Source organism: Acinetobacter sp. ANC_7635 (assembly GCF_056779945.1).
In genome coordinates this window covers 142,074-166,884 of sequence record NZ_JBWYIS010000006.1, presented here as the reverse complement: position 1 = coordinate 166,884, position 24,811 = coordinate 142,074, and the positions used below count along the sequence as shown (strand labels likewise).

General features: G+C 40.2%; 20 protein-coding genes. 11 read left to right on the top strand and 9 right to left on the bottom strand.

The features are described from left to right. Positions 1-573 precede the first annotated feature (573 nt). The 5 genes from AC1M89_RS08975 to AC1M89_RS08955 all read left to right on the top strand — a co-directional run bounded on the left by AC1M89_RS08975 (position 574) and on the right by AC1M89_RS08955 (position 4,654). Positions 574-1,548 carry an MlaA family lipoprotein gene (locus AC1M89_RS08975; protein WP_481591515.1) on the top strand — a complete coding sequence of 325 codons (975 nt, stop codon included), beginning with the start codon at positions 574-576 and terminating at the stop codon, positions 1,546-1,548. A 117-nt stretch (positions 1,549-1,665) separates the two neighbouring features. Next, positions 1,666-2,634: an RsbU family protein phosphatase GigA gene (gene gigA / locus AC1M89_RS08970; RefSeq protein WP_035268527.1), complete on the top strand. Its 969-nt coding sequence runs from the start codon at positions 1,666-1,668 to the stop codon at positions 2,632-2,634. 112 nt (positions 2,635-2,746) lie between these two features. Beyond that, the gene (gene gigB / locus AC1M89_RS08965) at positions 2,747-3,253 is read left to right on the top strand and encodes an anti-anti-sigma factor GigB (RefSeq protein ID WP_035268529.1); all 507 of its coding nucleotides are present in this window, start codon (positions 2,747-2,749) and stop codon (positions 3,251-3,253) included. Between the two features lie 38 nt (positions 3,254-3,291). Next, on the top strand, positions 3,292-4,119 hold the full coding sequence (locus AC1M89_RS08960) for a carbon-nitrogen hydrolase family protein (RefSeq protein WP_481587539.1): 828 nt from the start codon (positions 3,292-3,294) through the stop codon (positions 4,117-4,119). 109 nt (positions 4,120-4,228) lie between these two features. Further along, on the top strand, positions 4,229-4,654 hold the full coding sequence (locus AC1M89_RS08955) for an organic hydroperoxide resistance protein (protein ID WP_481591516.1): 426 nt from the start codon (positions 4,229-4,231) through the stop codon (positions 4,652-4,654). Positions 4,655-4,882: 228 nt separating this feature from the next. Here the strand turns inward: AC1M89_RS08955 and gspE are convergent, their stop codons facing one another. Beyond that, positions 4,883-6,370 carry a type II secretion system ATPase GspE gene (gene gspE, locus AC1M89_RS08950; protein ID WP_481588729.1) on the bottom strand — a complete coding sequence of 496 codons (1,488 nt, stop codon included), beginning with the start codon at positions 6,368-6,370 and terminating at the stop codon, positions 4,883-4,885. Between the two features lie 99 nt (positions 6,371-6,469). On the opposite strand from gspE, the gene AC1M89_RS08945 reads away from it, so the two are divergent. Beyond that, positions 6,470-7,288: a hypothetical protein gene (locus AC1M89_RS08945; RefSeq protein ID WP_092768367.1), complete on the top strand. Its 819-nt coding sequence runs from the start codon at positions 6,470-6,472 to the stop codon at positions 7,286-7,288. Positions 7,289-7,297: 9 nt separating this feature from the next. After that, the gene (locus tag AC1M89_RS08940; RefSeq protein WP_035268545.1) at positions 7,298-8,215 is read left to right on the top strand and encodes a mechanosensitive ion channel family protein; all 918 of its coding nucleotides are present in this window, start codon (positions 7,298-7,300) and stop codon (positions 8,213-8,215) included. Positions 8,216-8,244: 29 nt separating this feature from the next. Here AC1M89_RS08940 and AC1M89_RS08935 read toward each other — a convergent pair whose 3' ends face one another. Then, positions 8,245-10,956 (bottom strand): DUF2339 domain-containing protein, encoded by a 2,712-nt coding sequence (locus AC1M89_RS08935; protein WP_481614108.1) that lies wholly within the window; start codon positions 10,954-10,956, stop codon positions 8,245-8,247. Positions 10,957-11,116: 160 nt separating this feature from the next. Here AC1M89_RS08935 and polA point away from each other — a divergent pair, with 160 nt between their 5' ends. After that, entirely contained in the window at positions 11,117-13,876 is a 2,760-nt protein-coding gene (gene polA, locus AC1M89_RS08930; protein WP_481614107.1) for a DNA polymerase I, read from the top strand. Positions 13,877-13,954: 78 nt separating this feature from the next. Here the strand turns inward: polA and AC1M89_RS08925 are convergent, their stop codons facing one another. The 5 genes from AC1M89_RS08925 to ppx form a co-directional block, all read right to left on the bottom strand. Beyond that, positions 13,955-14,503 carry a YggT family protein gene (locus AC1M89_RS08925; protein ID WP_481591519.1) on the bottom strand — a complete coding sequence of 183 codons (549 nt, stop codon included), beginning with the start codon at positions 14,501-14,503 and terminating at the stop codon, positions 13,955-13,957. A gap of 23 nt (positions 14,504-14,526) precedes the next feature. Then, positions 14,527-15,357: a pyrroline-5-carboxylate reductase gene (gene proC / locus AC1M89_RS08920; RefSeq protein ID WP_035268555.1), complete on the bottom strand. Its 831-nt coding sequence runs from the start codon at positions 15,355-15,357 to the stop codon at positions 14,527-14,529. Between the two features lie 21 nt (positions 15,358-15,378). Beyond that, positions 15,379-16,731: a tRNA lysidine(34) synthetase TilS gene (gene tilS / locus AC1M89_RS08915; protein WP_481591520.1), complete on the bottom strand. Its 1,353-nt coding sequence runs from the start codon at positions 16,729-16,731 to the stop codon at positions 15,379-15,381. Next, on the bottom strand, positions 16,668-17,492 hold the full coding sequence (locus tag AC1M89_RS08910) for an acetyl-CoA carboxylase carboxyltransferase subunit alpha (protein ID WP_035268558.1): 825 nt from the start codon (positions 17,490-17,492) through the stop codon (positions 16,668-16,670). Before AC1M89_RS08910 ends, tilS begins: the two co-directional genes overlap by 64 nt. A gap of 67 nt (positions 17,493-17,559) precedes the next feature. Further along, positions 17,560-19,080: an exopolyphosphatase gene (gene ppx, locus AC1M89_RS08905; RefSeq protein WP_035268561.1), complete on the bottom strand. Its 1,521-nt coding sequence runs from the start codon at positions 19,078-19,080 to the stop codon at positions 17,560-17,562. A 269-nt stretch (positions 19,081-19,349) separates the two neighbouring features. Between ppx and trxA the strand changes: the two genes are divergently transcribed. The 3 genes from trxA (at position 19,350) to AC1M89_RS08890 (ending at position 21,950) form a co-directional block, all read left to right on the top strand. Further along, positions 19,350-19,676, top strand: a complete 327-nt coding sequence (trxA, locus tag AC1M89_RS08900; protein ID WP_035268564.1) for a thioredoxin — start codon at positions 19,350-19,352, stop codon at positions 19,674-19,676. Positions 19,677-19,995: 319 nt separating this feature from the next. Next, entirely contained in the window at positions 19,996-21,264 is a 1,269-nt protein-coding gene (gene rho / locus AC1M89_RS08895) for a transcription termination factor Rho (protein ID WP_035268567.1), read from the top strand. Positions 21,265-21,665: 401 nt separating this feature from the next. After that, positions 21,666-21,950, top strand: a complete 285-nt coding sequence (locus tag AC1M89_RS08890) for a hypothetical protein (protein ID WP_035268570.1) — start codon at positions 21,666-21,668, stop codon at positions 21,948-21,950. A 141-nt stretch (positions 21,951-22,091) separates the two neighbouring features. Here the strand turns inward: AC1M89_RS08890 and AC1M89_RS08885 are convergent, their stop codons facing one another. After that, complete coding sequence (locus AC1M89_RS08885) at positions 22,092-22,388, bottom strand: integration host factor subunit alpha (RefSeq protein WP_035265376.1); 297 nt, start codon at positions 22,386-22,388, stop codon at positions 22,092-22,094. Then, positions 22,385-24,766 carry a phenylalanine--tRNA ligase subunit beta gene (pheT, locus tag AC1M89_RS08880; protein WP_481591521.1) on the bottom strand — a complete coding sequence of 794 codons (2,382 nt, stop codon included), beginning with the start codon at positions 24,764-24,766 and terminating at the stop codon, positions 22,385-22,387. Before pheT ends, AC1M89_RS08885 begins: the two co-directional genes overlap by 4 nt. Between the last annotated feature and the right edge of the window lie 45 nt (positions 24,767-24,811).

Here is a 24,811-nt window from a genome sequence, read left to right as displayed (position 1 = left end):
ATCAATAGTACCTAAAGGGTACCAATCTTGGCTCATCAATTACTGACAAAAAATTTGCTCAAATAAACTTCGAGAAATTTCTACCAATTATCAATGATAATATATATCGATCAATCAACCAGTAAAAATCCACACAAGTTGTTCTTCATAATCTCTTAATGATCTTCTTAATGCTTCGTCAGCATCAAGCTAGGTCGGCTATATTACCCTTTCTTTTCAGAAAGTCAACTAGCAATGTTAATTTATTTTCTAACTTATTCTCAAAACTTAGATCCAACCTATTCAGCTAAACCCTTGTTTTTCAACAAGTTTTAATCAACATCACCGCCGATGGATGTGCATTCTACAGTATTCCTCCCCCAATGCAACCTCTTTTTTAAAATTTAATTATATTTTCTTAACAAGTGATTATATTTTCTACAAAATCACTCTTTTTTCACGGTTAATTCACATTTTTTGTGCAAATATACTTTAGTAAACTGCTTTCAACTCTCGCTATAATGGCGTTATTCTGTTCGTACTTACTATTTATTTAATAAGACTAATATTCAGCTTTTATTCTAGGATGTTTTTATGCAGTACTCTCAACTTATTTGGGTCAGTATGTTAAGTATTGGTTTAGCAGCACCCGCTTACGCCAAACAACCTGAGATTGCAGGCAATAAAATTGCTGACGATACTGCATTATCAACATCTGATAAGTTGTCTACCTCAAATGATAATAACCAGCCTTTAAACAACGATATTGCTAAGGCTTCACAACCAGCTTTAGAAAATTCAGTTAACACCAATGGATCTATCAAAGATTTAAAAAATTTAAAAATTGATAATTTCAAAGTCAATGCAACAGCAGCATTACCTGAAAATGAAAAAGATCCACTTCAACCTTTAAACAGACAAATCTACGCATTTAATGATGTTGTCGATCAAAATGTCTTGCGCCCCATAGCCGTGCAGTACGCTGATAAAGTTCCAGAACAAGTTAGAGATTCAGTACGTGGCTTCCGAGACAATTTGGGTGAGCCATGGAATGCTGTAAATCAGGTTGCTCAAGGTCGCTTTAAACGTGCCGCACAAACGTTTGGTCGTTTTACATTAAATACAATTACAACGCTTGGTTTCGCTGATCCTGCACGTCGCTTATCTCTCCCAATGGAAGATGAGGATTTTGGAACTACTCTAGGCTATTACGGTGTCCCTTCTGGTCCTTACCTCGTTCTTCCTTTTATGGGACCAAGCACCCTCCGTGATACTGTTGGTCGCGTAGTGGATAGTCAGGCACGCCCTCAAAAATATTTACTCGATGGTCATGATCGCATCTATTATAGTGACTGGGCACTTAGCGCATTAGATACACGTGCTCAACTTTTAGAGATTGAACAAGTCTTGCAAGGTGACAAGTATGCAGCAATGCGTGATGCCTACTTACAACGAAAAAACTATGTTATTGCTGAAAAACGCGGTTTAGAAACGGGTTCTGGACTATTTATTGAAGATGATTTTTCAGATGATGAATCCTTCATGGATGAGTCTATGGAATCCGAATAGAAACCATATGCAAGTTAAAGTCTAAATCTTCTGTTTTTAGACTTTAACTTGGCGTTCGATATAAGTTCGTCTAAGATAGTTTTATAAATAAAGCATTTAGGATTGATTCTTTCATCTATGTATTTCATTCAACCCACTCGTGACATCCATCTTCTAGATAGCGTTCTAGAGGCTCTGCCGAGTTTACAAATGATTCATATAGATGATCTTCATCTTTACGATTCAACCATCATTGCCATTAGTGATGTTAATGATTTTCTGCAATATAAATGGACCCTCCCTACGATCGTGATAGGTCATGCAGATGAGGGACTTCAACTCTCGCAAGCATGGGAACTTGGTGCACTCGCTGGCTGGATTTGGGATCGTCTTCCAAAAGACCTCGCAAAATCGATTGCTAAAATTGAAGCAAAATACAAACGTAATCAGGACAGCCGCGACCTGCCCTCCGCAGCCGAATTACAAAAAAAACTATTACCCAACCCAATCGACCTACTTAATTATAAAGTCGAGACTTTATTTCAACCGTCAGCTTACTTATCTGGTGATTGGTATGATTATTGGAAACTCAGTGATCGTGAAATCTTATTTTATCTCGCTGATGTTTCTGGACATGGTGTAACAAGCTCACTTCTTACCTCTTGGATGGCTGCATTTCACGGTAGATCGAAAACCCCACGAGAACTCCTCAAAAAACTTAATGGCATGCTTTTACAAGAGAACATCGAAAAGCATATTACAATGATTGCAGGCACATTGAATCTAGAGACCCACCAGCTTAAGTGGTCAAGCGCAGGGCATTACCCTCCAGCAATTATCTTTGAACCTAATCAGGATGCTCGCATCCTCAACACCAGCAGCTTTCCCTTAGGTCTTACTGAAGATCTCGAAATTGAAGAGTTTGAATGTACGTTGAATCGTGGAGCTCGTTTTATTATTTGCTCAGATGGTGCACTTGAACCTTTTGATGGTGGATTGAATGAACAATTCACACAATTGGTCTATCACTTGCAAAATCAATCATTCGAAGTTCCTGAACATGTTGCAGATGATATTGCAATACTCAGCTTCCAACGTCTAAATTAAGTTAATAATCAATAGTGTAGCTGTTTATAAATCGATCTACGACTGAAGACTACTTGAGTATCGACTTGCGCTATGTGATAATTTTAGCATCCTTTCTGCAAATGGCATTTATATGTCAACAGGTCATGTTGAATATGCAAGCTTGGATGGTACGCACATTTTCAAACTCATTGGAGAAGTGCGCGCTCAATCTTGTATAAGCCTTGATAAATTATTATCTCGGATTGAACAACAACAAAACGTCGTAGGCGCAATTGTTGATTTAACCCAAACTACATTCATAGACAGTACTGTGCTTGGAATCCTCGCAAAACTTGGATTAAAGCTCAAACAAGTGCATCAAGTTCAAGCTGTTATGTTATCTACTAACCCAGATATCACTACACTTGCGAACAGTATGGGTCTTGGTCAGGTTTTCGTAATTTTAAACTATTGCGGAGATCCGAATGTGTGCACGCGCGCTTTATTGGACGAACACATCACACATAATGCAATGCTTTCAACTGTATTAGATGCTCATCGTACATTAATGAAATTAAATGCTGATAACCAAAATATGTTCGAACCTTTGGTTAAACAATTAGAACAACAACAAGATACCATCGATCACAGCATCTGATATTCTCTTAAGCATACTGAGCGCTTAAGGAGAACCTCATGACAACCTTACTTTCTGTCACCCAAATGAACTCCCAAAATGATATTGAAAATAACTTTCAAGTCATTGAATCATTGTTAGCAAAAAGTAAGAATCAAGGGGCCTCCTTGATCGTTTTCCCGGAGAATTTCGTTTGTTTTGCGGCAGGCAAACAGCGTGAGACTGCTGAACGATTTGAAGAAATACAATCTCGTTTAGAACAACTTGCTCATCAATATCAAATGTGGATTGTTGCTGGGACACTCCCCTGTCCTTTTCGCCCAGACGGCACCATTGTGCCAGATGGTCGTGTCAGAACAACCAGTCTTTGTATTAGCCCTGAAAAGACAGAAGCACGTTATGACAAGATTCATTTATTCGATGTTCAAGTCGGTGATGCGGTAGGTGGATATCAAGAATCTAAGTTTTTTGAACCAGGTGATCAAACCGTCATTGCTAAAACTCCATTTGGCAATATTGGTTTAATGGTCTGCTATGACCTTCGTTTTCCTGAACTTGCTTTAAAGCTGCGCGCACAAGGCGCAAATATTTTAACAGCACCTTCTGCTTTTACTTACACGACAGGTCAAATGCACTGGCAATTACTTTTACAAGCTCGTGCCATGGATAGTCAATGCCAAGTTTTAGGCTCAGCTCAACAAGGGTGGCACGGTGAAAAAAGACAAACCTGGGGTCACTCTGGTGCTGCGAATTCTCGTGGTCAATTGTTAGATATCATCTCTGAAGAAGGTGCTCAAATGATTACAGTTCCGTTTGACATCGATGAACAGAAAAAAATTAGAGAATCGATGCCATTAATTCAGCATCGTAAACTTATTCAGCTTTAACCTGCTCACACATAAAAAATTGAATACCAAGCTTTACAAAATTACCGCTTATCATTCCTTTTAAATCAGAGAGTATAGATATTCACCTATACTCTATCTGGAAGGAATCATGTCATTAGAAAAAGTTGTTTATACCGCACATGCAAAAGCTACTGGTGGGCGTGATGGTCGTGCTACATCATCAGATCAAATTTTAGATGTTCGGCTCGGTGTACCAAAAGAAATGGGTGGTCCCGGTGGTGGAACAAATCCAGAGCAATTATTTGCTGCTGGTTATTCTGCATGTTTCTTAGGTGCGATGAAATTTGTTGCCAACCGCGATAAATTGAAAATCACACCAGATGCTTATATTGAAGGTGAAGTGAGTATTGGTCCTATTCCAACTGGTTTTGGAATAGCAGCCACTTTAAATATTCATCTGGAAGGCTTGGATAAAGAGCAAGCTCAAAAGCTAGTAGATGCTGCTCATATCGTTTGTCCATATTCAAATGCAACACGTGGCAATATTGATGTGACCTTGAATGTGATTTTTTGATCCAGTTGTTTCAATCCTAAAAATCACGCTGATATGCATATTGCATCTCAGCTTTTTTAGCGTTGTAGGTTAAGTTCATGTTAGAACCCATTTAAAATCAGTTGTTTAACCATATAAAAGAAGCCCTTTCATCTCCGATTGGGCTCTTTTGTTGAATCCTCAGCTTTCGGGCTTAATTTCAAATCAGCGCTTCTTCGTTTTATCGAGAATTATTAAATAATCTCTGAATCACTCCGCCGCTTCGTTTGTTACTCGAAGTACTTCCTCTAATGTACTCTTACCTTCAAGCACCTTTCGTAATCCATCATCACGTATCGAACCTGACTGCTGGCGAGCATAGTTTTCAACTTCAAACTCTGCAGCATTCCCGTGAATCAGACGGCGCATTCCATCATCAACAGGGACGATTTCATAAATGGCGGTACGACCACTAAAACCTGTATGCGCACAATGTTCACACCCCTCTGGTTGAGGCAGATTGAGCGCAATACCATCATGGACATTCTTAAAAATTTCTTTTTCAAAGTCATCCGCGGCACGCCAACTATGACAATGCGAACACAAAGTACGAACCAATCGTTGCGCAATCACACCAATTAAAGAACTCGACAGAAGAAATGGCTCAATTCCCATGTCTTTTAAACGCGTCACTGCACCAATCGCAGTATTGGTATGCAACGTCGACAATACCAAGTGACCCGTCAAAGATGCTTGCACAGCAATTTCTGCAGTTTCTAAATCTCGAATTTCCCCCACCATCACCACATCGGGATCTTGACGAAGCATCGCTTTCAATGCACGCGCAAATGTCATATCCACTTTAGTGTTAACCTGAGTTTGTCCAATACCTTCAAGTTGATATTCAATTGGATCTTCCGCGGTCAAAATATTCTTAGATCCATCATTTAAATCCGAGAGTGCAGCATAAAGTGTCGTCGTTTTACCAGAACCTGTCGGTCCGGTCACGAGAATGATACCGTGAGGACGATGCACTAATTGGGTTAATCGCTCGTAATCATCTTTCATCAGACCCAAATGGGTCATATTTAAACGACCTGCTTGCTTGTCTAAAAGACGCATTACTACGCGCTCACCATGTGAAGAGGGTAAAGTCGAAACACGGACATCCACCTCACGACCAGCCAGTCGTAAAGAGATACGACCATCCTGAGGAATTCGCTTTTCAGCAATATCAAGTTTTGCCATTACTTTAATACGTGAAACTAACAATGGGGCAAGTTCACGACGTGGTTGCACGATTTCTCGAAGTTGCCCATCAACACGTAAACGAACCGATAACTTTTTTTCAAAAGCTTCAATATGTATATCTGATGCACTCACTCGAATGGCTTCGGACAATAATGCGTTAATCAATCTAACAATCGGAGCATCGTCTTCCTGATCCATCAGATCTTCTGCTTCAGGTACTTGATCGGCTAAACTTAACAAGTCAGGATGATCTTCTAAACCAGCAGCCACTTGCTGAGACTCGCCTGTCTCGCCAGCATAACTTGAACTGAGTAACTGACTAAAATCTTGTTCAGTCGCCAATTGATATTGGGCTGTACGCCCCACGTAACGGCGTGCTTCTTGCAAAGCAACCAAAGCTGTATCTTGACGACGGACAATAAAAACTTGATCCCCTTCATAACGCAACAAAACGCCATGCTTTTTTGCAAAACTATACGGTATTTGTATTTGTTTAAGTACTTGCATAAGGGATGATAATCATGATTAAAATTACCTCGAGTGTACTCTAAGCATTTGACAGCGTGAAGACAGTTTTTTAATGAATTTATTTAAGGATATTCCCTATTGTCTCTAGATCAGAAACTTGAGCAAAACCCTTCAACTTTAAGGTGGTGGGGTGAGCAGCATTTTGAACTCAATCAAGTGCGTGCTTGGCAATTTGGTTCATTGCTCTTTCGACTCACTCGTGGCTTACAAGAATGGCGCATGGAGTACTACCGTCCTCAAATTCAATACGACTACGAACAAAAGTGGCAGGAAATGGATGACCCCCATTTTTCATTTCCTCGTCCAGTACATGTTGAACGTTATATGTTCAGGGAAACTCACCCTAAAATTCAATTGATACCACGTCTTGCAGATCGATCTGTGGTGATCCGTCCTGTAGACCCAATTTACATTCCAGCTGGTCAACGTGGCACGCTTTATATTAGTACCCCTCTGTGGCTTTCAGGTTATGTCGAAAGTCAAAAGACCCCATTATTCGATATACCGGTCATTATGCCTAAAGATACATGGTTCGGTCCTGATCAACGCAGTGGTGAAATGTGTTACGCCACTTCAGTCGATGGTCGCACAGAACTCAAACAACTTCGTCCACGTGCATTTCGTGCGGTCACTCCAATTGACTTTCACAATGTCAGTGGACATCAACTCCGTTTCGATCGAATGAATGTACCTGTTCCTGCCCTGCCTTTGTTTTATAGTGAAAGTACAGAGCGATTATGGACGTCACAAATTAAAGTCATTCACGAAGGGATGGATCGACCAGCACGTATTCGTATTGAAAATCGCACCCCACCATTGGCAGGTGATGTAATTTATGTCAATCCAGCACGTGCCCCAGGTAGTACTTTATTTAACATGTTTGATTCATTCTTCTAAGGGGGGCATATGGCAGATAGTCTTACCGGCACCATTGCTGATAGCCTCAAAAGTATATTTACCAATATCAATACGGATCGCTTAACTGAAATTATTATTGCGATTGTGCTTTGCTTTATTGGATTCCTTTTTGCTCGAGTCGTTTCCAATACTTTTGTTAGAACGATCGGCGCCAAATTTAATGCTCATCAGCGTTTGGTATGGCGGCGCGGTATTTTTTATTTTATTTTCCTCATCTTTGTGATGGCGAGTTTAAAAGAAGCAGGTTTTAAATTAAGTGTATTTCTAGGTGCTGCTGGTATCTTGACCGTAGCGCTGGGTTTTGCCTCCCAAACCTCTGCGACGAACTTGATTAGCGGTTTATTCTTGATTGGTGAAGGTTCTTTTGAAATTGGTGACACCATTCAAATTACGTTAATTCGTGGACATACCATCGAAGGCGAAGTGATCTCCATTGATTTACTGTCTGTGAAATTACTGACTCAAGATAATGTCTATGTCCGTTTACCTAATGAGCAATTAATTCGTGCTCCCGTACACAACCTTTCTAAATTCCCGATACGGCGCATCCCCATTACACTTGCAATCAACTTTCATGAAGACATCATTAAAGTACGAGAAGTTTTATTAAAAGTGGCAAACAGCTATCCTTTAGTGTTAGCAGATCCCAAACCTGCTGTAACGGTAACCGCATTCCGTGAATCTTCAATCGAATTGTTATTCGCCATTTGGTGCCAACAGGAAAACTTTTTAAAAGTGCGTGATGAAATGCAAGAGAGGATTCGAAACGGTTTTGTTGATCACCATATTGAAATTCCTGTACCTAAAATGGGTTTTGTTGATCGCCCTCCACAACCCTCGTTAACAGATGAGGAAATAGACCAATACGCCAATGCTAAGGAAATCAAAAGAGAGCCTAAATTATAATGAATTAAGGTTAATGCTTGATCTCAGGATCAAGCATTAGTCTCTTCTACTCGTTTTTGCTCTGGCGCTGGAGCGATGTACGCAATAATCAACATTAATCCTCCCGCGCCTAAAAATGATAAAACTCGACTTAGAGTGCCGATATGGGATAAATCTAACAACACCAACTTAAAAGTCACGATCGCCAAAATACTTGCACCAAACATCCATACCACTCGATTATGGATGATAGCGGCATATTTCATCACAATGAATGCCATGACCACCCACAATAATGTCAACGCCAATTGCACTGCAGAATCTTGCCAAATGATCCACTGGTTATAAGGTGTAGCAAAATAAAAATGTAAGGCTCTAAGAAGTACATAACTACTTACCCATAGCACAGCGAGTAAGATCAAGAATGCGCCAAGTGTTCGCTCTAGCCCCATTCTGATTTGACTGCGAAGCACCTGAATAAGCACCCACAAACCAGTCAGACTGACGAAATCAATAGGGTTTAAGATTGGGATAAAATATTTCCAAAAGGGTTCTACCACCCAAATTTGTGAGCTGACAATCCAGCACAACAATAAAATGAGGCTAGTCTTAGTTAACCAAAGCTTATTCAAGTCTTTTGTTTTAGAAACACTATAGCCATAAAGTATCAAAGGTAAAAGAACAGCTCCCATCATAGGTGACATTGAAACTACACCCACACTGGCACAAGCTAAAGAAGCGAGTCCACCAAAGGCGATCCATTCATTTTCGTACTGAGCATTTGAAATTGGTTTTAACCACAGATAGCTCAGGCCCAAGCAAACCAAGATAAACAAGCCTTGCTCACCAAATGACTGCCAGACGATGACTCCTTGAGTGTATTGATCGATCAGCATAATAGCTGCGAACACTACAATAGGAATCAGCCCCAACCATTTTGGTAATAACCATGACCATGAGACTACTTGGCGCGGTTGTAAGACTAAATTAGCAGCAAAATAAATCGCAATTGTGAATGCAAGTGTGTAGATTAATCTCATCGGTTCACTAAAACTTTCCACACCTTGATAAAGCAGTAAAAGACTCGCAAAAAAAGAAAAAATAGACAGGAAAATTTTATCTGACAGTGTCAGCTGTTTTTGATAACGCATGACAACATTGGAGACCACAATCGCAAGGATATAACTTAGACCTAGTAACCATGGGATGATATTTGGAATTGATGCTAACTCGATCAAATAGTATACATACGAAAATAATCCAACTGTTAACAACGCATAACCTAATGTTCGCCCTACCCTAAACTCACGATGCAAACCCCACATTAAAATAAGCAGTCCTTCAAAAATCCACCCGATCACACTCCATACTTGTGGGATAAAGATCGGCGGGACAAAACTTAGAAAAATAAAACCTAACATTAAATAATTTTGTTTAATCGCCGTATCAAATTTCGCATGCTGCACAACTTTAAAAATCGCAAAGTGAGTCAATGCAAAACCCAAACACAAGGCAATTTGAACCGATGTTTGATCTAAATACATGAGATGTAAAAATGCATATGCGACCAAGGGACTGACATACATCAATGCGGAGTCAATAATACGCTGACCTAAATGAGCTTGATTTTGATGTGTAGCGAGCTGGTTAAATCTGAAACCCAACCAAATAAATACACTCGCATGTGCAATAACTAGACAGGATAAAACGAATCTCTCTGCAACACCGCCATTCAAAAAGGCATAACCACCACCGATAACAATAATGAGCAGCAACGCTATTTGAGTGAGTATTTTCCATGGATGTAATGTACAAATTACACCTACAACACAATTGACCGCTAGATAATAAGACAGTAATTGAGCTGAGGAAAAATCTGCATGAGGTAATGTGAACGGTGCAATATAAGCAACCAAAACTCCCATCAGGGAAAGCTCCACTGACCGCTGTTTTAAAATCAGCATGACCAACGACAGCATGCTCAAGCTGTAAAGCGTAATCGTATTAATGAGATTTAACAGATTATACTGATAAGCAAATAGAATACTTAATAACAATCCCGCAAAACCCAGTCCTTGTAAAGCAAGACCAAAGCCGCGGTTTTTTTTCTGTATATGATAACCAAAGGCAACACATATGACGGCGATGACAGCAACAGCCAAAAGTTTGATTGAAAGACTTAAGGTCCAATGTTCAACCATATATCTCAATAATAAGACGACCCCAATCACTAGGACGGTAATCGCAACTTTGAGAACAGGATTCCCATGAAAGATCCATCGTCTGATTTGCATCCAAAAACCCAAATCATGCTGCTGATTTGTCTGGATTCCCTCTGAATCTTGTAAAATACTTGTGGTGCTGGTCTGATCGTCTCGATCTAGTTTTATTAGCTTTTCCTGCAAAGCACCGATTTGAATTAATCGTCCCTCAAGTTGGCGCAACCAGTTTAGAAAAAAATAAATCCAGAGTGTTAAACCTAATCCAACCAACCATGTCCAATCGAACAAGCTGCCAATTAGTGCAAGAAATGACGAAATATATAAGGGCAATCGTGATGTATTCTGCTTCGAATAATGAGTCTGTTGCTCAATGTTGGTAAGCGGTTTTTCAACATGATGGGCATATTGCATAACACTTATGATCAATGCAGCAACACATAAAAACGTAATGATCGGCAACGCTAGAACCCAAGCACTGATCGCTACTATGATGAGTAGCATCAACCAAATCATTTTTATTTCACTATGTTGCTTCAGCATACACATCATTCCTTTTTAACTAGATTGATGATACCTCAGCAAGAATTGGCATTTTGCGTTTTTCATCGCATATTCTGTACACTTGATTGCAAATCTTGTATCAGCGCAACTGCTGAAAATCACGTACAATAAAAAAGTTAATTGGATTAGGAACGTTTCAATGCCACCATTTGTCTTGGTCGATGGGTCATATTTTTTATTTCGTGCTTATCACGCACTACCACCGCTAACGACGTCAACAGGTTTACAAACCAACGCAATTCGCGGAGCTATTTCTGCTATCCAAAAATTAATGCGTCGTGTTCAACCTACACACATGGCTGTCATTTTTGACACACCTGAACCAACTTTCCGTCATCAACTTTCCCCAATATATAAAGGGGATCGACCGAGCATGCCTGACGAACTCGCTCAACAAATTCCGTATTTACATAATTTAATTCGTGCTTTAGGTATCCCACTCCATGCCATACCTGGTGCGGAAGCCGATGATATCATCGGTACGCTGGCAAAACGTGCAGAAAAAGAAGGCTATCAAGTCTTGATTTCCACAGGCGATAAAGACATGGCTCAATTGGTCACGGACAAAGTGACACTTGAAGACAGTTTTAAAGACAAGCCCATGGATGTGAATGGCGTTTTTGAAAAGTTTGGTGTTTGGCCGAACCAAATTATTGATTATTTAACCCTCATGGGAGATGCCTCTGACGGCATCATGGGCGTTCCTGGTATCGGGGCAAAGACTGCGGCTAAACTGCTGAATGAATATGGTTCAATAGGCGGAATTCTTGAAAATGTCGATAAAATTAAAGGCAAAGTAGGCCAAAATATTAAAGACAATGCAGATGGTATTGCGCTAGATCATCAGCTAGCAAGTATTGTTTGTGACTTAGACATGAATCTGACCTACGATGATCTTAAACTCCGAGATCCAAATGTTGCAGAGTTACGTCAGCTTTACACCGAACTTGAGTTTAGAAATCAACTTCAGTCTCTAGATCATCCCAACAATCCAAATAGTGCTGCGTATAAACAATCAAGTCAAGTTATCGCAAAACCGAGTACTGCAACATCGAAAATCGAAGACCAAGCGGTTCAAACTAGTGTAGATGATCAGCTTGGCAAGGCAACTTACCATACCGTTTTAACACCAGCGGATTGGGAAAAACTCTTTCAAAGATTGACTACTGAGAAACGCTTTGCTTTCGATACTGAAACCACAAGTTTAGATTATCGTGTTGCAGAGATGGTAGGCTTCTCTGTGGCATTTGATGCCCAAGATGCATATTACGTTCCGCTTGCTCACGATTATGAAGGTGCTCCAGAGCAATTGGATCGCGACGCTATTCTTGCGCAAATCAAACCAATTTTAGAAAATGCTGAGATTGAGAAGATTGGTCATCATTTAAAATATGATGCTCATATTCTCGAAAATCATGGAATTCATTTACAAGGCTGGTACTTTGACACCATGCTTGCCTCGTACGTGCTCAATGCTGTGGCGACGCGCCATGGTATGGATGACGTTGCGCGCGTTTATCTTAGCCACTTAACCACCACTTACGAACAAGTGGCGGGCAAAGGTGCTAAACAAAAAACCTTTAATCAAATTGAAATCGAAACAGCAGCTCATTATGCCGCTGAAGATGCCCATGTAACCTATCGTTTGTATGAGGTATTGGAGCGTAAGCTTAAAGAAATCCCAGAGCTTCTCAATATTCTTCATCAAATCGAAATGCCGACAGCTGCAGTTCTGACGACGATGGAAGAAAATGGAATTCAGCTCGATTTGAGTTTCCTCGATCAATTGGGTCAAGAATTTTCTAATACAATTCTAGAGTTAGAAAATCAGATTATCGAAATCGCTGGTCAACCTTTTAATGTCAGCTCACCTAAGCAGGTGGGTGATATTCTTTTTGATAAGTTAGGTTTAAAAGGTGGTAAGAAAACTTCAACAGGTCAATACAGTACTAGCGAAAGCATTCTTGAGAAAATTGATCACCCGATCGCTGCACTTATTTTAGAATATCGTGGCTTGTCTAAATTAAAAAGTACCTATACTGACGGTTTAATCAAACAAGCCAATAACGAAAGTCATCGTGTTCATACCAGCTACCATCAAGCTTTAACCGCAACTGGACGATTATCTTCTACTGATCCTAATCTTCAGAATATTCCAATTCGCGAAGAGATCGGTCGTCAAATCCGAAAAGCTTTTGTTGCACCTGAAGGTCGGGTTTTACTTGCTGCCGATTACTCACAAATTGAACTACGTCTTATGGCACATTTTTCACAAGATGAGGCTTTAGTTGACGCGTTTAATCACGGCCAAGATGTTCATCGCCGTACTGCAGCAGAAGTATTAAATATTGCTTTGGATGATGTAACCAATGATCAACGTCGCCAAGCCAAGGCCGTCAACTTTGGATTACTTTATGGCATGTCTGAGTTTGGTTTAACACGTCAATTGGGATTCACACGCGAAGAGTCTCAAAATTACATTAAACAATATTTCCATCGCTATCCTGGCATTTATGAATATATGCAACGCACACGACAAGTCGCATTAGAACAAGGCTTTGTTGAAACCATTACAGGGCGACGCTTATACACACCAGATATCGATGCGCGCAATATGATGATTCGAAAGGCAGCTGAACGCGCTGCAATTAATGCGCCTCTTCAAGGTTCTGCTGCGGAGATTATAAAAATGGCAATGATCGAAGTAGATAAAATTTTACCTAAAGATCAGGCCAAATTATTATTGCAAGTTCACGATGAATTATTGTTTGAGGTAGATGAAGCGATCGCTGACGAGATCGCTATTAAAATCGCAGATGCAATGCAAGGCGTTGTTCAACTCTCTGTGCCACTTGTTGTTGAAGTCGGCAAAGGGAAAAACTGGGGCGAAGCGCACTAATTTCTAAGATTCTTAGATTGTAAAAAAGGACTCAAATGAGTCCTTTTTTATGAGATTGTTTAAATCCGCAATTTAGATTTAACCAATTGATTTCAACATGATTTCAGCAATATAAAGTGTAAAAAATGCAAGGATAGGAGAAAGATCAATCATCCCTAAATTTGGCATTACTTTACGGAATGGTGCCAACATCGGTTCAGCTAATTCTTGAATCACTTCAATATATGGTGAACGTGTTTGTGAAAACATCAAAATCCAACTACATATAATGTAAGCAAACAGCAAATATTTAAGAATTGAAATTAATGCCTGCAACATTGAAAGTACTGTTGAACCAATAAAGTACAATGCATCGCCTGTTGGTAAGGAATTTAAATATTTATAGCCAAATACCTTAAGAAAATACAACAACACGATCAGCACTAAAGCTGCTAGATTTACACGCCCCTGTGCCACAGTTGGCAAGATTCGCCCAAACACATCTACAATTTTAGTTGCTTTCACTGTCGATAGCACAACAGGGTTATATGGACTGACTGCCGCCAATTGCATTAAAAAACGGAAAAATACCAATAAAATCGCAACATTAATGATAATGTCAAAAAATAGCGCAGAGTTCGCACCCATACTTCAATTTTCCTAAAATTTAATTATTTAGAACTATCACTTAATTCCTGAGCGAGCTCCTGACTGCGTTTTTTTGCAGCCGCAAGAGCAGCTTGAATATTCTGTGAAATTTGCGCTCGATCAAAAACTTCCAAGGCCGCTTGAGTTGTACCATTTGGTGATGTCACATTTCTACGCAGTTCAGATGGCGTATTAGAACTGGTGATCGCCATTTGTGCAGCACCGAGAGCTGTTTGTAGCGTTAATGCTGTTGCAGTTTTCTCATCCAAGCCTAAATTTTTCCCAGCACGAATCATACTTTCCATCATATAGAAAAAGTACGCTGGACCTGACCCCGATACCGCAGTTACTGCATCAATTTGCTCTTCTGAGTTTACCCAAAGTGTTAAGCCTGTTGCAGCTAAAATCTGACTTGCCAATTCACGCTTTGCTTGGTCAACAACGTCATGAGCATATAAACCATGGGCACCTGTTTGAACCAATGCAGGTGTATTAGGCATGACACGAACGATAAACTCCGTCCCCGTTAATGCAGCAATCGTTGCAATTTCAGCTCCTGCTACAATCGAAACAATTAACTTATTCTCAAATTTATCTTTTAACGGTTTAAGAACTTGTGCCAGTACTTGTGGTTTCACCGCCAGAACAACAACATCAGCATTTTGGATCGCGTCTTCATTATTGTCTGTAACTTGAATTTCTTTTTCTTTTAATAACTCTCTCACACGTTCTACAGGATCGGAAACTGTAATACGCGTTGTTGGTAAACCACGACTAATCAACCCTCCAATTAGGGCTTGAGCCATATTACCACCACCAATGAAACAAATATTACAGTTTAACGCAACACTCATGAACGACTCTCAACCTTGATTTTATAGCGATGAAACTAACTTTGGCTGCCAACCACCGACTTCACAATACTCTGATTCAGCCAGCCAAAACCCTTTTGGCGTGAAAACACCAAGCATAACATTATCTAAGCTTAAAATTTGAATAGTATGACGCTTCCATGGAAAAATTTGTGCCTCTTGAATTGCTTTTTTTAATGGCCATTTCCCCACACGTCCATGCAAATGGACTTTTTCCCCACCTTGACGATAATGCAATGTCAAAGGCTGATTTAAAAGTTCTGTACGCAGACCATACTCTTCCTGATGTTGGCAGATCTTAAATTGACCCGAAGCTAAATTTACAACTTGCTGGATTTCAAATTTTATTTCTGAATCAGTTGTATTCGATTCTGCTAAGTATTCATCCTTAGCAACTCGATATAAGATGTTTTGGAAACGAACATAATATTGTCCATTCCAATGCAATGCTGCTTGTGCATCAGGTTTCGCCAAAATAACTTCTTCAGTCAACCGCTCTACCATCTCAAATGCAGGACGGTATTGATCCTTACCTTTCATCCAATTGGATAAAAGTTGTCTTCTTCTTGCTAAACTTAATTGATTGAGTTGTCGTAAATCTAGATGATCATCATCGCCACAGAACGCCAAATCTTGCTGTAAAACCTCTTGCAAAATTTCATCCGCATCTTGCATCAGCACACTAGTTCTCACAATCGCCTGTTGCATTTTAGGGAATCGGCTTTGCAAAATATTCCAAAGCTCATGACGGCACCAAGCTCGATCATAATGCGTATCAAAATTGGTCGGGTCATCCACGTAGGGCAATTTGAGTTGTTCTACCCATTGGCAAATCTGCTCACGACTTAGATTCAATAATGGTCGCCAAATAATGATGTCTTCACGTGAATCTAATAATTTCATCGCGGACAACCCCTGTATTCCAGCACCAGAGAACAAACGTAATAATACGGTCTCAGCTTGATCCTGCTGATGATGTGCCAGTACTAAAATATCTGTGTCGGATAAATGATGTTTAAAAGCTTGATAGCGTGCTGCTCGAGCTTGCTGTTCCAAATTCCCCTCAGCAACTTGAACTGTCTCGAGAACCACAGGGATGTGCGCTGCTATACAAAATTGATGGACGAATTCAGCCCATTCCTGATTTGCAGATTGCAACTGGTGGTTAATATTAATCGCACGGATTTTTTGGGGAATTAATTGAGACATGATATACAGCAACAGCATGGAATCCATGCCGCCACTGCATCCCACTAAGAACGTGTGTTCATCACCAAATTTGGCAATTTGTTTTAAGAAGCTAGACCTGAATTGTCGCTGCCAAACTTCATTAAACGTTGGTAACGTGCTTCGCATCTTGCATTTGCATCCATTGGAACAAGCTCATCAAGTGCAGCTTGTAACACATGTTTTAATTTATCCATGACTACGTCTGGCTGAAGATGAGCACCCTCACCTTCATCTACAACATACTCAACAATACCAAGTTCTTTCAGTTTATCCGCAGTGAGTGCAAGTGCTTCACTCGCTTGCTCAGCTTTTTCAGCAGTTTTCCAAAGAATTGAGGCACAACCTTCAGGTGAAATCACAGAGTAAATACTGTGAGAGAGCATAATCACACGATCTGCAACGCCAATGCCTAATGCGCCGCCAGAACCACCCTCGCCTAGAACAGTCGCGATGACAGGTACTTTTAAACTTGAGAGCTGAGCTAGGCTCGTAGCAATTGCTTCTGCTTGTCCACGCTCTTCAGCACCAACACCAGGGTATGCACCCATGGTGTCAATAAATGTGAAAACTGGAAGATTAAAGCGTTCAGCCATATCAAGTAAACGCTGAGACTTGCGATAGCCTTCTGGATTACTCATCCCAAAATTATGCTGTAACTTTTCACGTGTACTACGACCACGATGTTGACCAACCACCATCACAGCCTGACCATTAAAACGCGCTAAACCGCCAACCATTGCACCATCATCACCATATAAACGGTCACCATGAAGTGCATCAAATTCTGTAAAAATTTCGCTCACATAATCTAAAAATTGTGGGCGATCTGGATGACGCGCAATTTGAACCGTTTTCCATGCTTTAGATTGAGCAGCTTTATTTTTCATAAGTCGATGAATATCCCTAAATTAACTATAACGTAGTTAACTAATAAAATTCGTTTATCAGCTTTTGTTAGCCAATAAATTGTTCCGACTGAATATTCAAAACGATATCCCAATGTTTAAATTGCACCTGCTCATCATGCAGCTCTGCAACCAACAAAGGCCATTGTTTTGCATCACCAGAAACTTTCAGTTGCCATTGTTGCTCATCTAATATCTTTAATTCAATGGCAGGAAGCATCTCATCGCTTCGGCTGTGATTCAGCAAAATTGCGAGACGAAGGAGCAAACATAGATAGACAAGTTTAATTCCACCGACTTTCGTCACATCATTTTTTGCTTCAGCACGCAATTTACGGCGATGATGAGCGACCAAATGTGACAAATGATTTTGATCAATTTGTGAAAAACCAGCAATGTCAGAATGCTGAAGCAAATATGCGCCATGACGATGATAACCACTATGACTAATCGCTAAACCTATTTCATGAAGATAAGCAGCTCGACGTAGCAAATCACTATCGTCATTATTTAGACCAAGCGTTCCTGCCACGCTATCAAATAATTGTTGAGCCGTTTCAACAACACGTTCTGCTTGTTTTTGATCAGCACCATAACGCCCCATCAAGGCTTGTACGCTACGATCTCGAATATCTTCATGCTGGAAACGCCCGAGTAAATCATACATTACACCTTCTCGTAAGGCGCCATCTGAATAGACCAGTTTATCAACTTGAAGAACTTCAAATACAGCGTATAAAATCGCAATACCCGCAGGTAGGACTGCACGACGATCTTCCTTAAGACCTTCAAATTCCATGTCTGAAATATGTTTGTATTTGAGTAATTTATCTTTAAGTTTTTCCAAGCCTTCACGCGTCAAGTTTTCCTGATCATCGCTCCAGCCCATATTTACCGCAATTTGACGACAGGCTTTAATGGTTCCACTTGAACCAACAACAGTATCCCATCCTGCCGCACGATAAGTTGTCGCGATACCCGAGATTTCTTTGCGTGCAGCAGTCACCGCACGATCGAAAGCTTTTGGATTAATATCGCCGTCTGCAAAATAGGCCTTCGTAAATGCAACACATCCCATTTGCACGGATTCAGTATGAATCGGCTCAAACTCTTCACCAATGATTAACTCAGTCGAGCCACCACCAATATCAATCACCAAACGGCGACCGCTGTTCGCCATAGTATGTGATACACCTAAATAAATTAAACGTGCTTCTTCACGACCAGCAATAATTTCAATAGGTTTAGGCAGAATTTCAGCTGCTTTTTGAATGAATTCATGCCCATTTTTAGCTTGGCGCAACGCATTGGTGGCGACAATTCTTAAGCGATTGGATTGGACTGAACTTAGGCGCCCTACAAATCGAGCTAAGCATGCTAAACCACGTTGTTGAGCAGCTTCTGTCAAATTTTTATTTTCATCTAAACCTGCGGCCAATTGGACCTTTTCAGACATCGATGCGACTTTTTTTACCTCACCATGATCAACTCGAGCAATCGCCAAGTGGAAGCTGTTTGAGCCCATATCAATGGCTGCAAGGAGTTCTTCATCAATCAAAAAATCAGACATTGTTGCGCTAAGTTCAACCAGAATTGTGCCTAGATTAATTCACATAACTGTAATTTAAAAGCCATTTATTTAGTCAATTTAACGACTATTTAAAAAATCATCATATATGACAATTGTGTTACACCGATCATGGAAATCGTGAGCATCAATTAGACATTTACAGAATTTAGTCCGAAAATAAACCCTATCCCCTACTTTGTTAAAGTGGTCTATGTAATACTTATATACATAGATAGACCGTTTTCAAAAAATTATTCGGAGCAAATTCCATGTCTGCTAATATTGTTAATACAACTGATGCTAATTTTGAAGCTGACGTTTTAAATTCTGACACGCCAGTTCTTGTTGATTTTTGGGCAGGCTGGTGTGCGCCATGTAAAGCTATTGCTCCTGTACTTGAAGTTTTAGCAACTGAATACGAAGGTAAGGTTAAAATCGTAAAAGTTGACGTAACTTCATGCGAACAAACTGCTGTAAATTACAATATTCGTAATATCCCAGCTTTATTGATGTTCAAAAATGGTGAAGTTGTTGCTCAACAAGTTGGTGCAGCTCCTAAATCTAAACTTGCAGCTTTTATTGAAGAAAATATCTAATTCTTTCAATTTTAATTGCCTTGAAAGCGTCAAATTTTTGGCGCTTTTTTTGACGGTAAAATTGACAAAGAGCCATATCTCACTTATATTGCATGATCAAGAAACACTTGGACAATTTCTCCTCGTTTCTTACAATACACAAAACATAAGATCGCCGCTCGGCTAAAGAAATTGTTTACACATTTCTCCTCGAAAGAACTTACTAGATTCTGAGTTTGTTATTGTGCAAATCAATTGCTGCTCTTTTCTTGCACTGCGGATGTCTTTTGCTTCTATTCTATCTGTGTTCCACACTTCCTTTTTATTCAATCGACCATTTATGAACTTAACTGAACTCAAGAAAAAACCGATAGGCGAACTCATCAAAATTGCTGAGTTCATGGGCCTTGAAGGAATGGCACGTAACCGTAAGCAAGACATTATTTTTGCCATTTTGAAACGCCATGCTATGAATGGTGAAGAAATTTTCGGCGATGGTGTTCTTGAAATTCTGTCTGATGGTTTCGGTTTTTTACGTTCTGCAGCAGGGTCTTACCTTGCGGGTCCAGATGACATTTATGTCAGCCCTTCTCAAATTCGCCGCTTCAATTTGCGCACTGGGGATACGATTACAGGTACGATTCGTCCACCAAAAGAAGGCGAACGTTATTTTGCACTTTTAAAAGTGAATCAAATTAACTACGACACGCCAGAAAACTCTCGCAATAAGATTCTTTTCGAAAACTTAACGCCTTTATTCCCAACTGAACAATTAGTGATGGAGTTAGGAAATGGTTCGACTGAAGATTTAACTGCGCGTGTTGTCGATTTAGTTGCTCCAATTGGTAAAGGTCAACGTTCAATAATTGTTGCACCACCTAAAGCTGGTAAGACAATGTTAATCCAAAACATTGCTCAATCTATTGTTCGTAATAATCCTGAATGCTTCCTAATCGTTCTTCTCATTGATGAGCGCCCAGAAGAAGTAACAGAAATGGAACGTACCGTTCGTGGTGAAGTTGTTGCTTCAACATTTGATGAATCACCTGCACGTCACGTTCAAGTCGCTGAAATGGTGATTGAAAAAGCGAAACGTTTGGTAGAACACAAAAAAGACGTTGTTATTTTGCTTGACTCAATTACACGTTTAGCACGTGCATATAACACGGTTATTCCATCATCAGGTAAAGTTTTAACTGGTGGTGTTGATGCCCACGCTTTAGAACGTCCAAAACGTTTTTTCGGTGCTGCACGTAATATCGAAGAAGGTGGTTCACTTACGATCATTTCTACTGCTTTGATTGAAACTGGCAGTAAAATGGATGAAGTAATTTACGAAGAATTCAAAGGTACAGGTAACCAAGAAATTACGCTTGATCGCCGTATTGCTGAGAAACGTGTATTCCCTGCGATGAATATCAAGAAATCTGGTACACGTCGTGAAGAACGCCTCATGGATGAAGATAAACTTCGTAAGGTTTGGATTTTACGTAAGCTTCTCCATCCTATGGATGAACTTGCTGCGATGGAATTCTTACTTGATCGCATGAAGGAAACCAAGACCAATGATGATTTCTTCGATCAAATGAAACGCAAAGCTGCCAACTAATACGCAAAAGGCCATCATTTACTGATGGCCTTTTATTTGGGTTGACACCATTTACATAAATACACAATACCGACTTTTGAATGTAACTTTTCTTGCAAGTATGTGATTTTTATCATCTTGTATTTTAATTCCCTTTATTTTTTAAGTATTTACTTAGTATTTATCCAATTCAAAATGCAAAAATGATTGTAATTTTCTGTTAAAAATAGGGTCAAATTTCTCATTTTTTAAGCATTTTTTCATTTCGCCTAGTAGTAATTCAAAATACTCAGTGATAGCATGTCGGCATACCAGTTAGGCTGCTCCATGCGTTATTAACCTTACTAACGTTAGGAATAATAAAAGCACACAACAGACTAACCGGGTTTTTTGTCTCAATTTATTTTAATGAGAGTGATGCCATGTTATTCAAAAAAATTGCTATTGCTGCTGCCGTTGCTACTACTTTAGCTTTCGTTGGTTGTGCTAAAAAAACTGAAGAAGCTGCTGCTGATGCAAACGCTGCTGCATCTGAAGCTGTAGAAGCTGCTTCTGAAGCTGTTGTAGCTGCTGACGCTGCTGCTGTTGAAGCTTCTTCTGAAGTTGCTGCTCAAGCTGACGCTGCTGCTGCTGAAGCTACTGATGCTGCTGCTGAAGCTACTGACGCTGCTGCTGACGCTACTGCTGCTGCTTCTGCTGCTCAATAATCTAAAGTTTAGATTATTCGAAAAAAAGAGAACCTTTGGTTCTCTTTTTTATGCGTTGAATTTTATGAATACGCATAAAGTTAAGAGCATAAAAAAACCTGAGCTGAGCTCAGGTTTTTTTAATGTTATTTGATCAAGCGATTAATCAACTTGCTCTGTCCCTACACGCTGTCTAAACTTTTGACCAGCACGGAAGGTCACTACACGGCGTGCAGAAATAGGAATCTCCTCACCTGTTTTTGGATTACGCCCTGGACGCTGACGCTTGTCACGCAGTTCGAAATTACCAAAACCCGATAATTTGACATGTTCACCTGCAATTAATGCCTGGCTAATTTCATCAAAAAACAACTCAACCATTTGTTTAGCTTCACGACGATTTAAACTCGTCAGCTCACTCAAATGATCAGCCATTTCTGCTTTTGTTAATGCTGTCATGAGGCCCTCAATGTCGCTTGGTAAGTGTTTTCTAACACTTGTAAAATATTATCCATACCAGATTTAATTTCAGCATCCTCAAGCGTGCGACTCGGATGCTGCCATAAAAGTGCAAACGCCAATGAACGTTTACCCTCTTCTACACCTTGACCCGTATACACATCGAATAACCAAGAAGAATCAAGTAACTCTCCTCCAGTTTTTTCGATAAGTTGCTGAATTTCACTAACATTAATCTTATCACTAATTAAAACTGCAATATCACGTCTCACTGAAGGAAATCGTGATAATTCTGTAAAATTAGATACATAAGTTTGCAAAACAGACGATTGATCGAGTTCTGCTACCCATGTCGTTGCGAGATCAAGCTCATCTTCAAGCGATGGATGTAAACGACCAATATAACCAATCGATTGTCCGTCCACTAAAATTTCAGCAGATTGACCTGGATGTAACCATGAACGCTCTGAACGCACATATTCTACTTGAACTCGCCCAGCCGCCAATACAGCCTCAATTTCACCTTTAAAATCGAAGAAATCCATTGGCTGAGGTTTAGCATGCCAAGATTCCTGATTCTTCGCACCTGTTGCCACAATCGCAAGTGTAGGTATTTGCTTAAGATCATGAATACTGGTGGCTTCTTGATAATCAAAACGTAAGCCAAGCTCAAAGAAGCGTACGCGACTTTGTTGACGATTAACGTTGTATTGGACACAAGGAATTAAGCTTGAAAGTAAAGTCGAACGCATTACCGCCAAATCACTTGAAATTGGATTTGCCAATGCCAAAGGATTTACACTTGGATTTAACTGTTTTTCAAGTTTTAGATCAGCAAAACTAAAGCTGATTGCCTCTTGATAACCAAGAGCAACCAAAGTTTGACGTAATTGTGCAACTTCAAATTGATCTTGGTATTTTGCAAGTTTCACATCAATCACAGGCAAGCTGATTTGAATGTTGTCATAACCATGAATACGCGCAACCTCTTCAATTAAGTCTTGGTAGATTGCCATATCATAACGATGTGATGGCGGTACGACAGACCATTGACCTTGTGCTTTAATTGCTACCTGACAACCTAGACGTGTTAACGCATCAGTAATAAAGTCAGAGTCAACTTTATAACCAAGAAGTTGATCAACTTGCGCCTGCTCAAGCTCGATTGCTTCTCGTGTTGGTAATACTGCTGGATTTTCTGCTACCGTAATTGGACCAAATTCACCACCTGCAAGCTCAGAAATCAACTGAGATGCACGGTGCATTGCGATCATTGGAAGTTCGAAATCTACTCCACGCTCATAGCGCTGAGACGCATCTGTATGTAAACCGAAGCTACGCGCACGACCTGCGATATGAAGCGGTGCAAAGAATGCTGATTCAAGGAAGATTTCAGTCGTTGCGTCTGTCACCGATGAAGACAAGCCACCCATGATGCCCGCAATTGCTAATGCTTTTTCGTCATCTGCAATCACCATCACGTTGTCTTGCATTTCAACTTCTTGCTCATTCAAGAGAACAAGTTTTTCACCTGCAGTTGCTTGACGAACGTGTACCGCACCTTGAACTTTACCACCATCAAATGCGTGAAGCGGTTGACCCAACTCCATTAATACATAGTTGGTAATATCAACCAAGATACTGTGCTGACGGATACCAGAACGAGCCAGTGCACGCTCCATCCATTCAGGAGTTGGCGCTTTGGTGTTGACGTTTTTGATCACACGACCTAAGTAACGTGGGCAACCTTCAGTAGATACAACGACCTTCTTTTCATCAGCAATCGTTGCAGCCACTTCTTTAATTTCAGGCGCAGTCACGGGAACTTGGTTAATCACACCAATTTCACGTGCAATCCCACGAATACTGAAACAGTCACCACGGTTTGGTGTGATACTAATATCAATCACGTTGTCATCAAGGTCTAGATATTCACGTACGTTTACACCGACTGGCGCGTCCGCGGGAAGCTCGAGTAGACCGTCGATTTTATCTTCTAAATCAATTTCAGATGCACCGCACAGCATACCCTGTGATTCAACACCACGAAGCTTACCTTTTTTGATTTTAAAATCACCTGGCAATACTGCACCGATGGTTGCTACGGGTGCTTTCATTCCTGCACGTACATTAGGTGCACCACAGACGATTTGTAATGGTTCACCCACACCAATGTTGACAGTCGTTACACGTAAACGATCTGCATCTGGGTGCTGTTCTACCGTAAGTACTTCACCTACAACCACACCTGTAAATGGTTTTGCAGCAGGAGATAAATCATCTACCTCAAGGCCAAGCATGGTCAGTTGGTCAGATAAAGTATCGCTATCGATGGCTGGGTTAACCCATGTGCGTAGCCAATTTTCGCTAATTTTCATTGATATAAAACCTGTAATTCAAATCTCTAGAATCCTCCCTCTAAC

Coding starts and splice junctions, on each gene's coding strand:
- tilS (WP_481591520.1), bottom strand. CDS start 16,731: ATGCGAAGCACGTTACCAACGTTTAATGAAGTTTGGCAGCGACAATTC.
- AC1M89_RS08885 (WP_035265376.1), bottom strand. CDS start 22,388: ATGACAGCATTAACAAAAGCAGAAATGGCTGATCATTTGAGTGAGCTG.
- AC1M89_RS08960 (WP_481587539.1), top strand. CDS start 3,292: ATGACAACCTTACTTTCTGTCACCCAAATGAACTCCCAAAATGATATT.
- gigA (WP_035268527.1), top strand. CDS start 1,666: ATGTATTTCATTCAACCCACTCGTGACATCCATCTTCTAGATAGCGTT.
- gigB (WP_035268529.1), top strand. CDS start 2,747: ATGTCAACAGGTCATGTTGAATATGCAAGCTTGGATGGTACGCACATT.
- gspE (WP_481588729.1), bottom strand. CDS start 6,370: ATGCAAGTACTTAAACAAATACAAATACCGTATAGTTTTGCAAAAAAG.
- AC1M89_RS08890 (WP_035268570.1), top strand. CDS start 21,666: ATGTTATTCAAAAAAATTGCTATTGCTGCTGCCGTTGCTACTACTTTA.
- AC1M89_RS08975 (WP_481591515.1), top strand. CDS start 574: ATGCAGTACTCTCAACTTATTTGGGTCAGTATGTTAAGTATTGGTTTA.
- pheT (WP_481591521.1), bottom strand. CDS start 24,766: ATGAAAATTAGCGAAAATTGGCTACGCACATGGGTTAACCCAGCCATC.
- proC (WP_035268555.1), bottom strand. CDS start 15,357: ATGAGTGTTGCGTTAAACTGTAATATTTGTTTCATTGGTGGTGGTAAT.
- rho (WP_035268567.1), top strand. CDS start 19,996: ATGAACTTAACTGAACTCAAGAAAAAACCGATAGGCGAACTCATCAAA.
- AC1M89_RS08925 (WP_481591519.1), bottom strand. CDS start 14,503: ATGGGTGCGAACTCTGCGCTATTTTTTGACATTATCATTAATGTTGCG.
- AC1M89_RS08955 (WP_481591516.1), top strand. CDS start 4,229: ATGTCATTAGAAAAAGTTGTTTATACCGCACATGCAAAAGCTACTGGT.
- ppx (WP_035268561.1), bottom strand. CDS start 19,080: ATGTCTGATTTTTTGATTGATGAAGAACTCCTTGCAGCCATTGATATG.
- AC1M89_RS08935 (WP_481614108.1), bottom strand. CDS start 10,956: ATGCTGAAGCAACATAGTGAAATAAAAATGATTTGGTTGATGCTACTC.
- AC1M89_RS08910 (WP_035268558.1), bottom strand. CDS start 17,492: ATGAAAAATAAAGCTGCTCAATCTAAAGCATGGAAAACGGTTCAAATT.
- AC1M89_RS08940 (WP_035268545.1), top strand. CDS start 7,298: ATGGCAGATAGTCTTACCGGCACCATTGCTGATAGCCTCAAAAGTATA.
- trxA (WP_035268564.1), top strand. CDS start 19,350: ATGTCTGCTAATATTGTTAATACAACTGATGCTAATTTTGAAGCTGAC.
- polA (WP_481614107.1), top strand. CDS start 11,117: ATGCCACCATTTGTCTTGGTCGATGGGTCATATTTTTTATTTCGTGCT.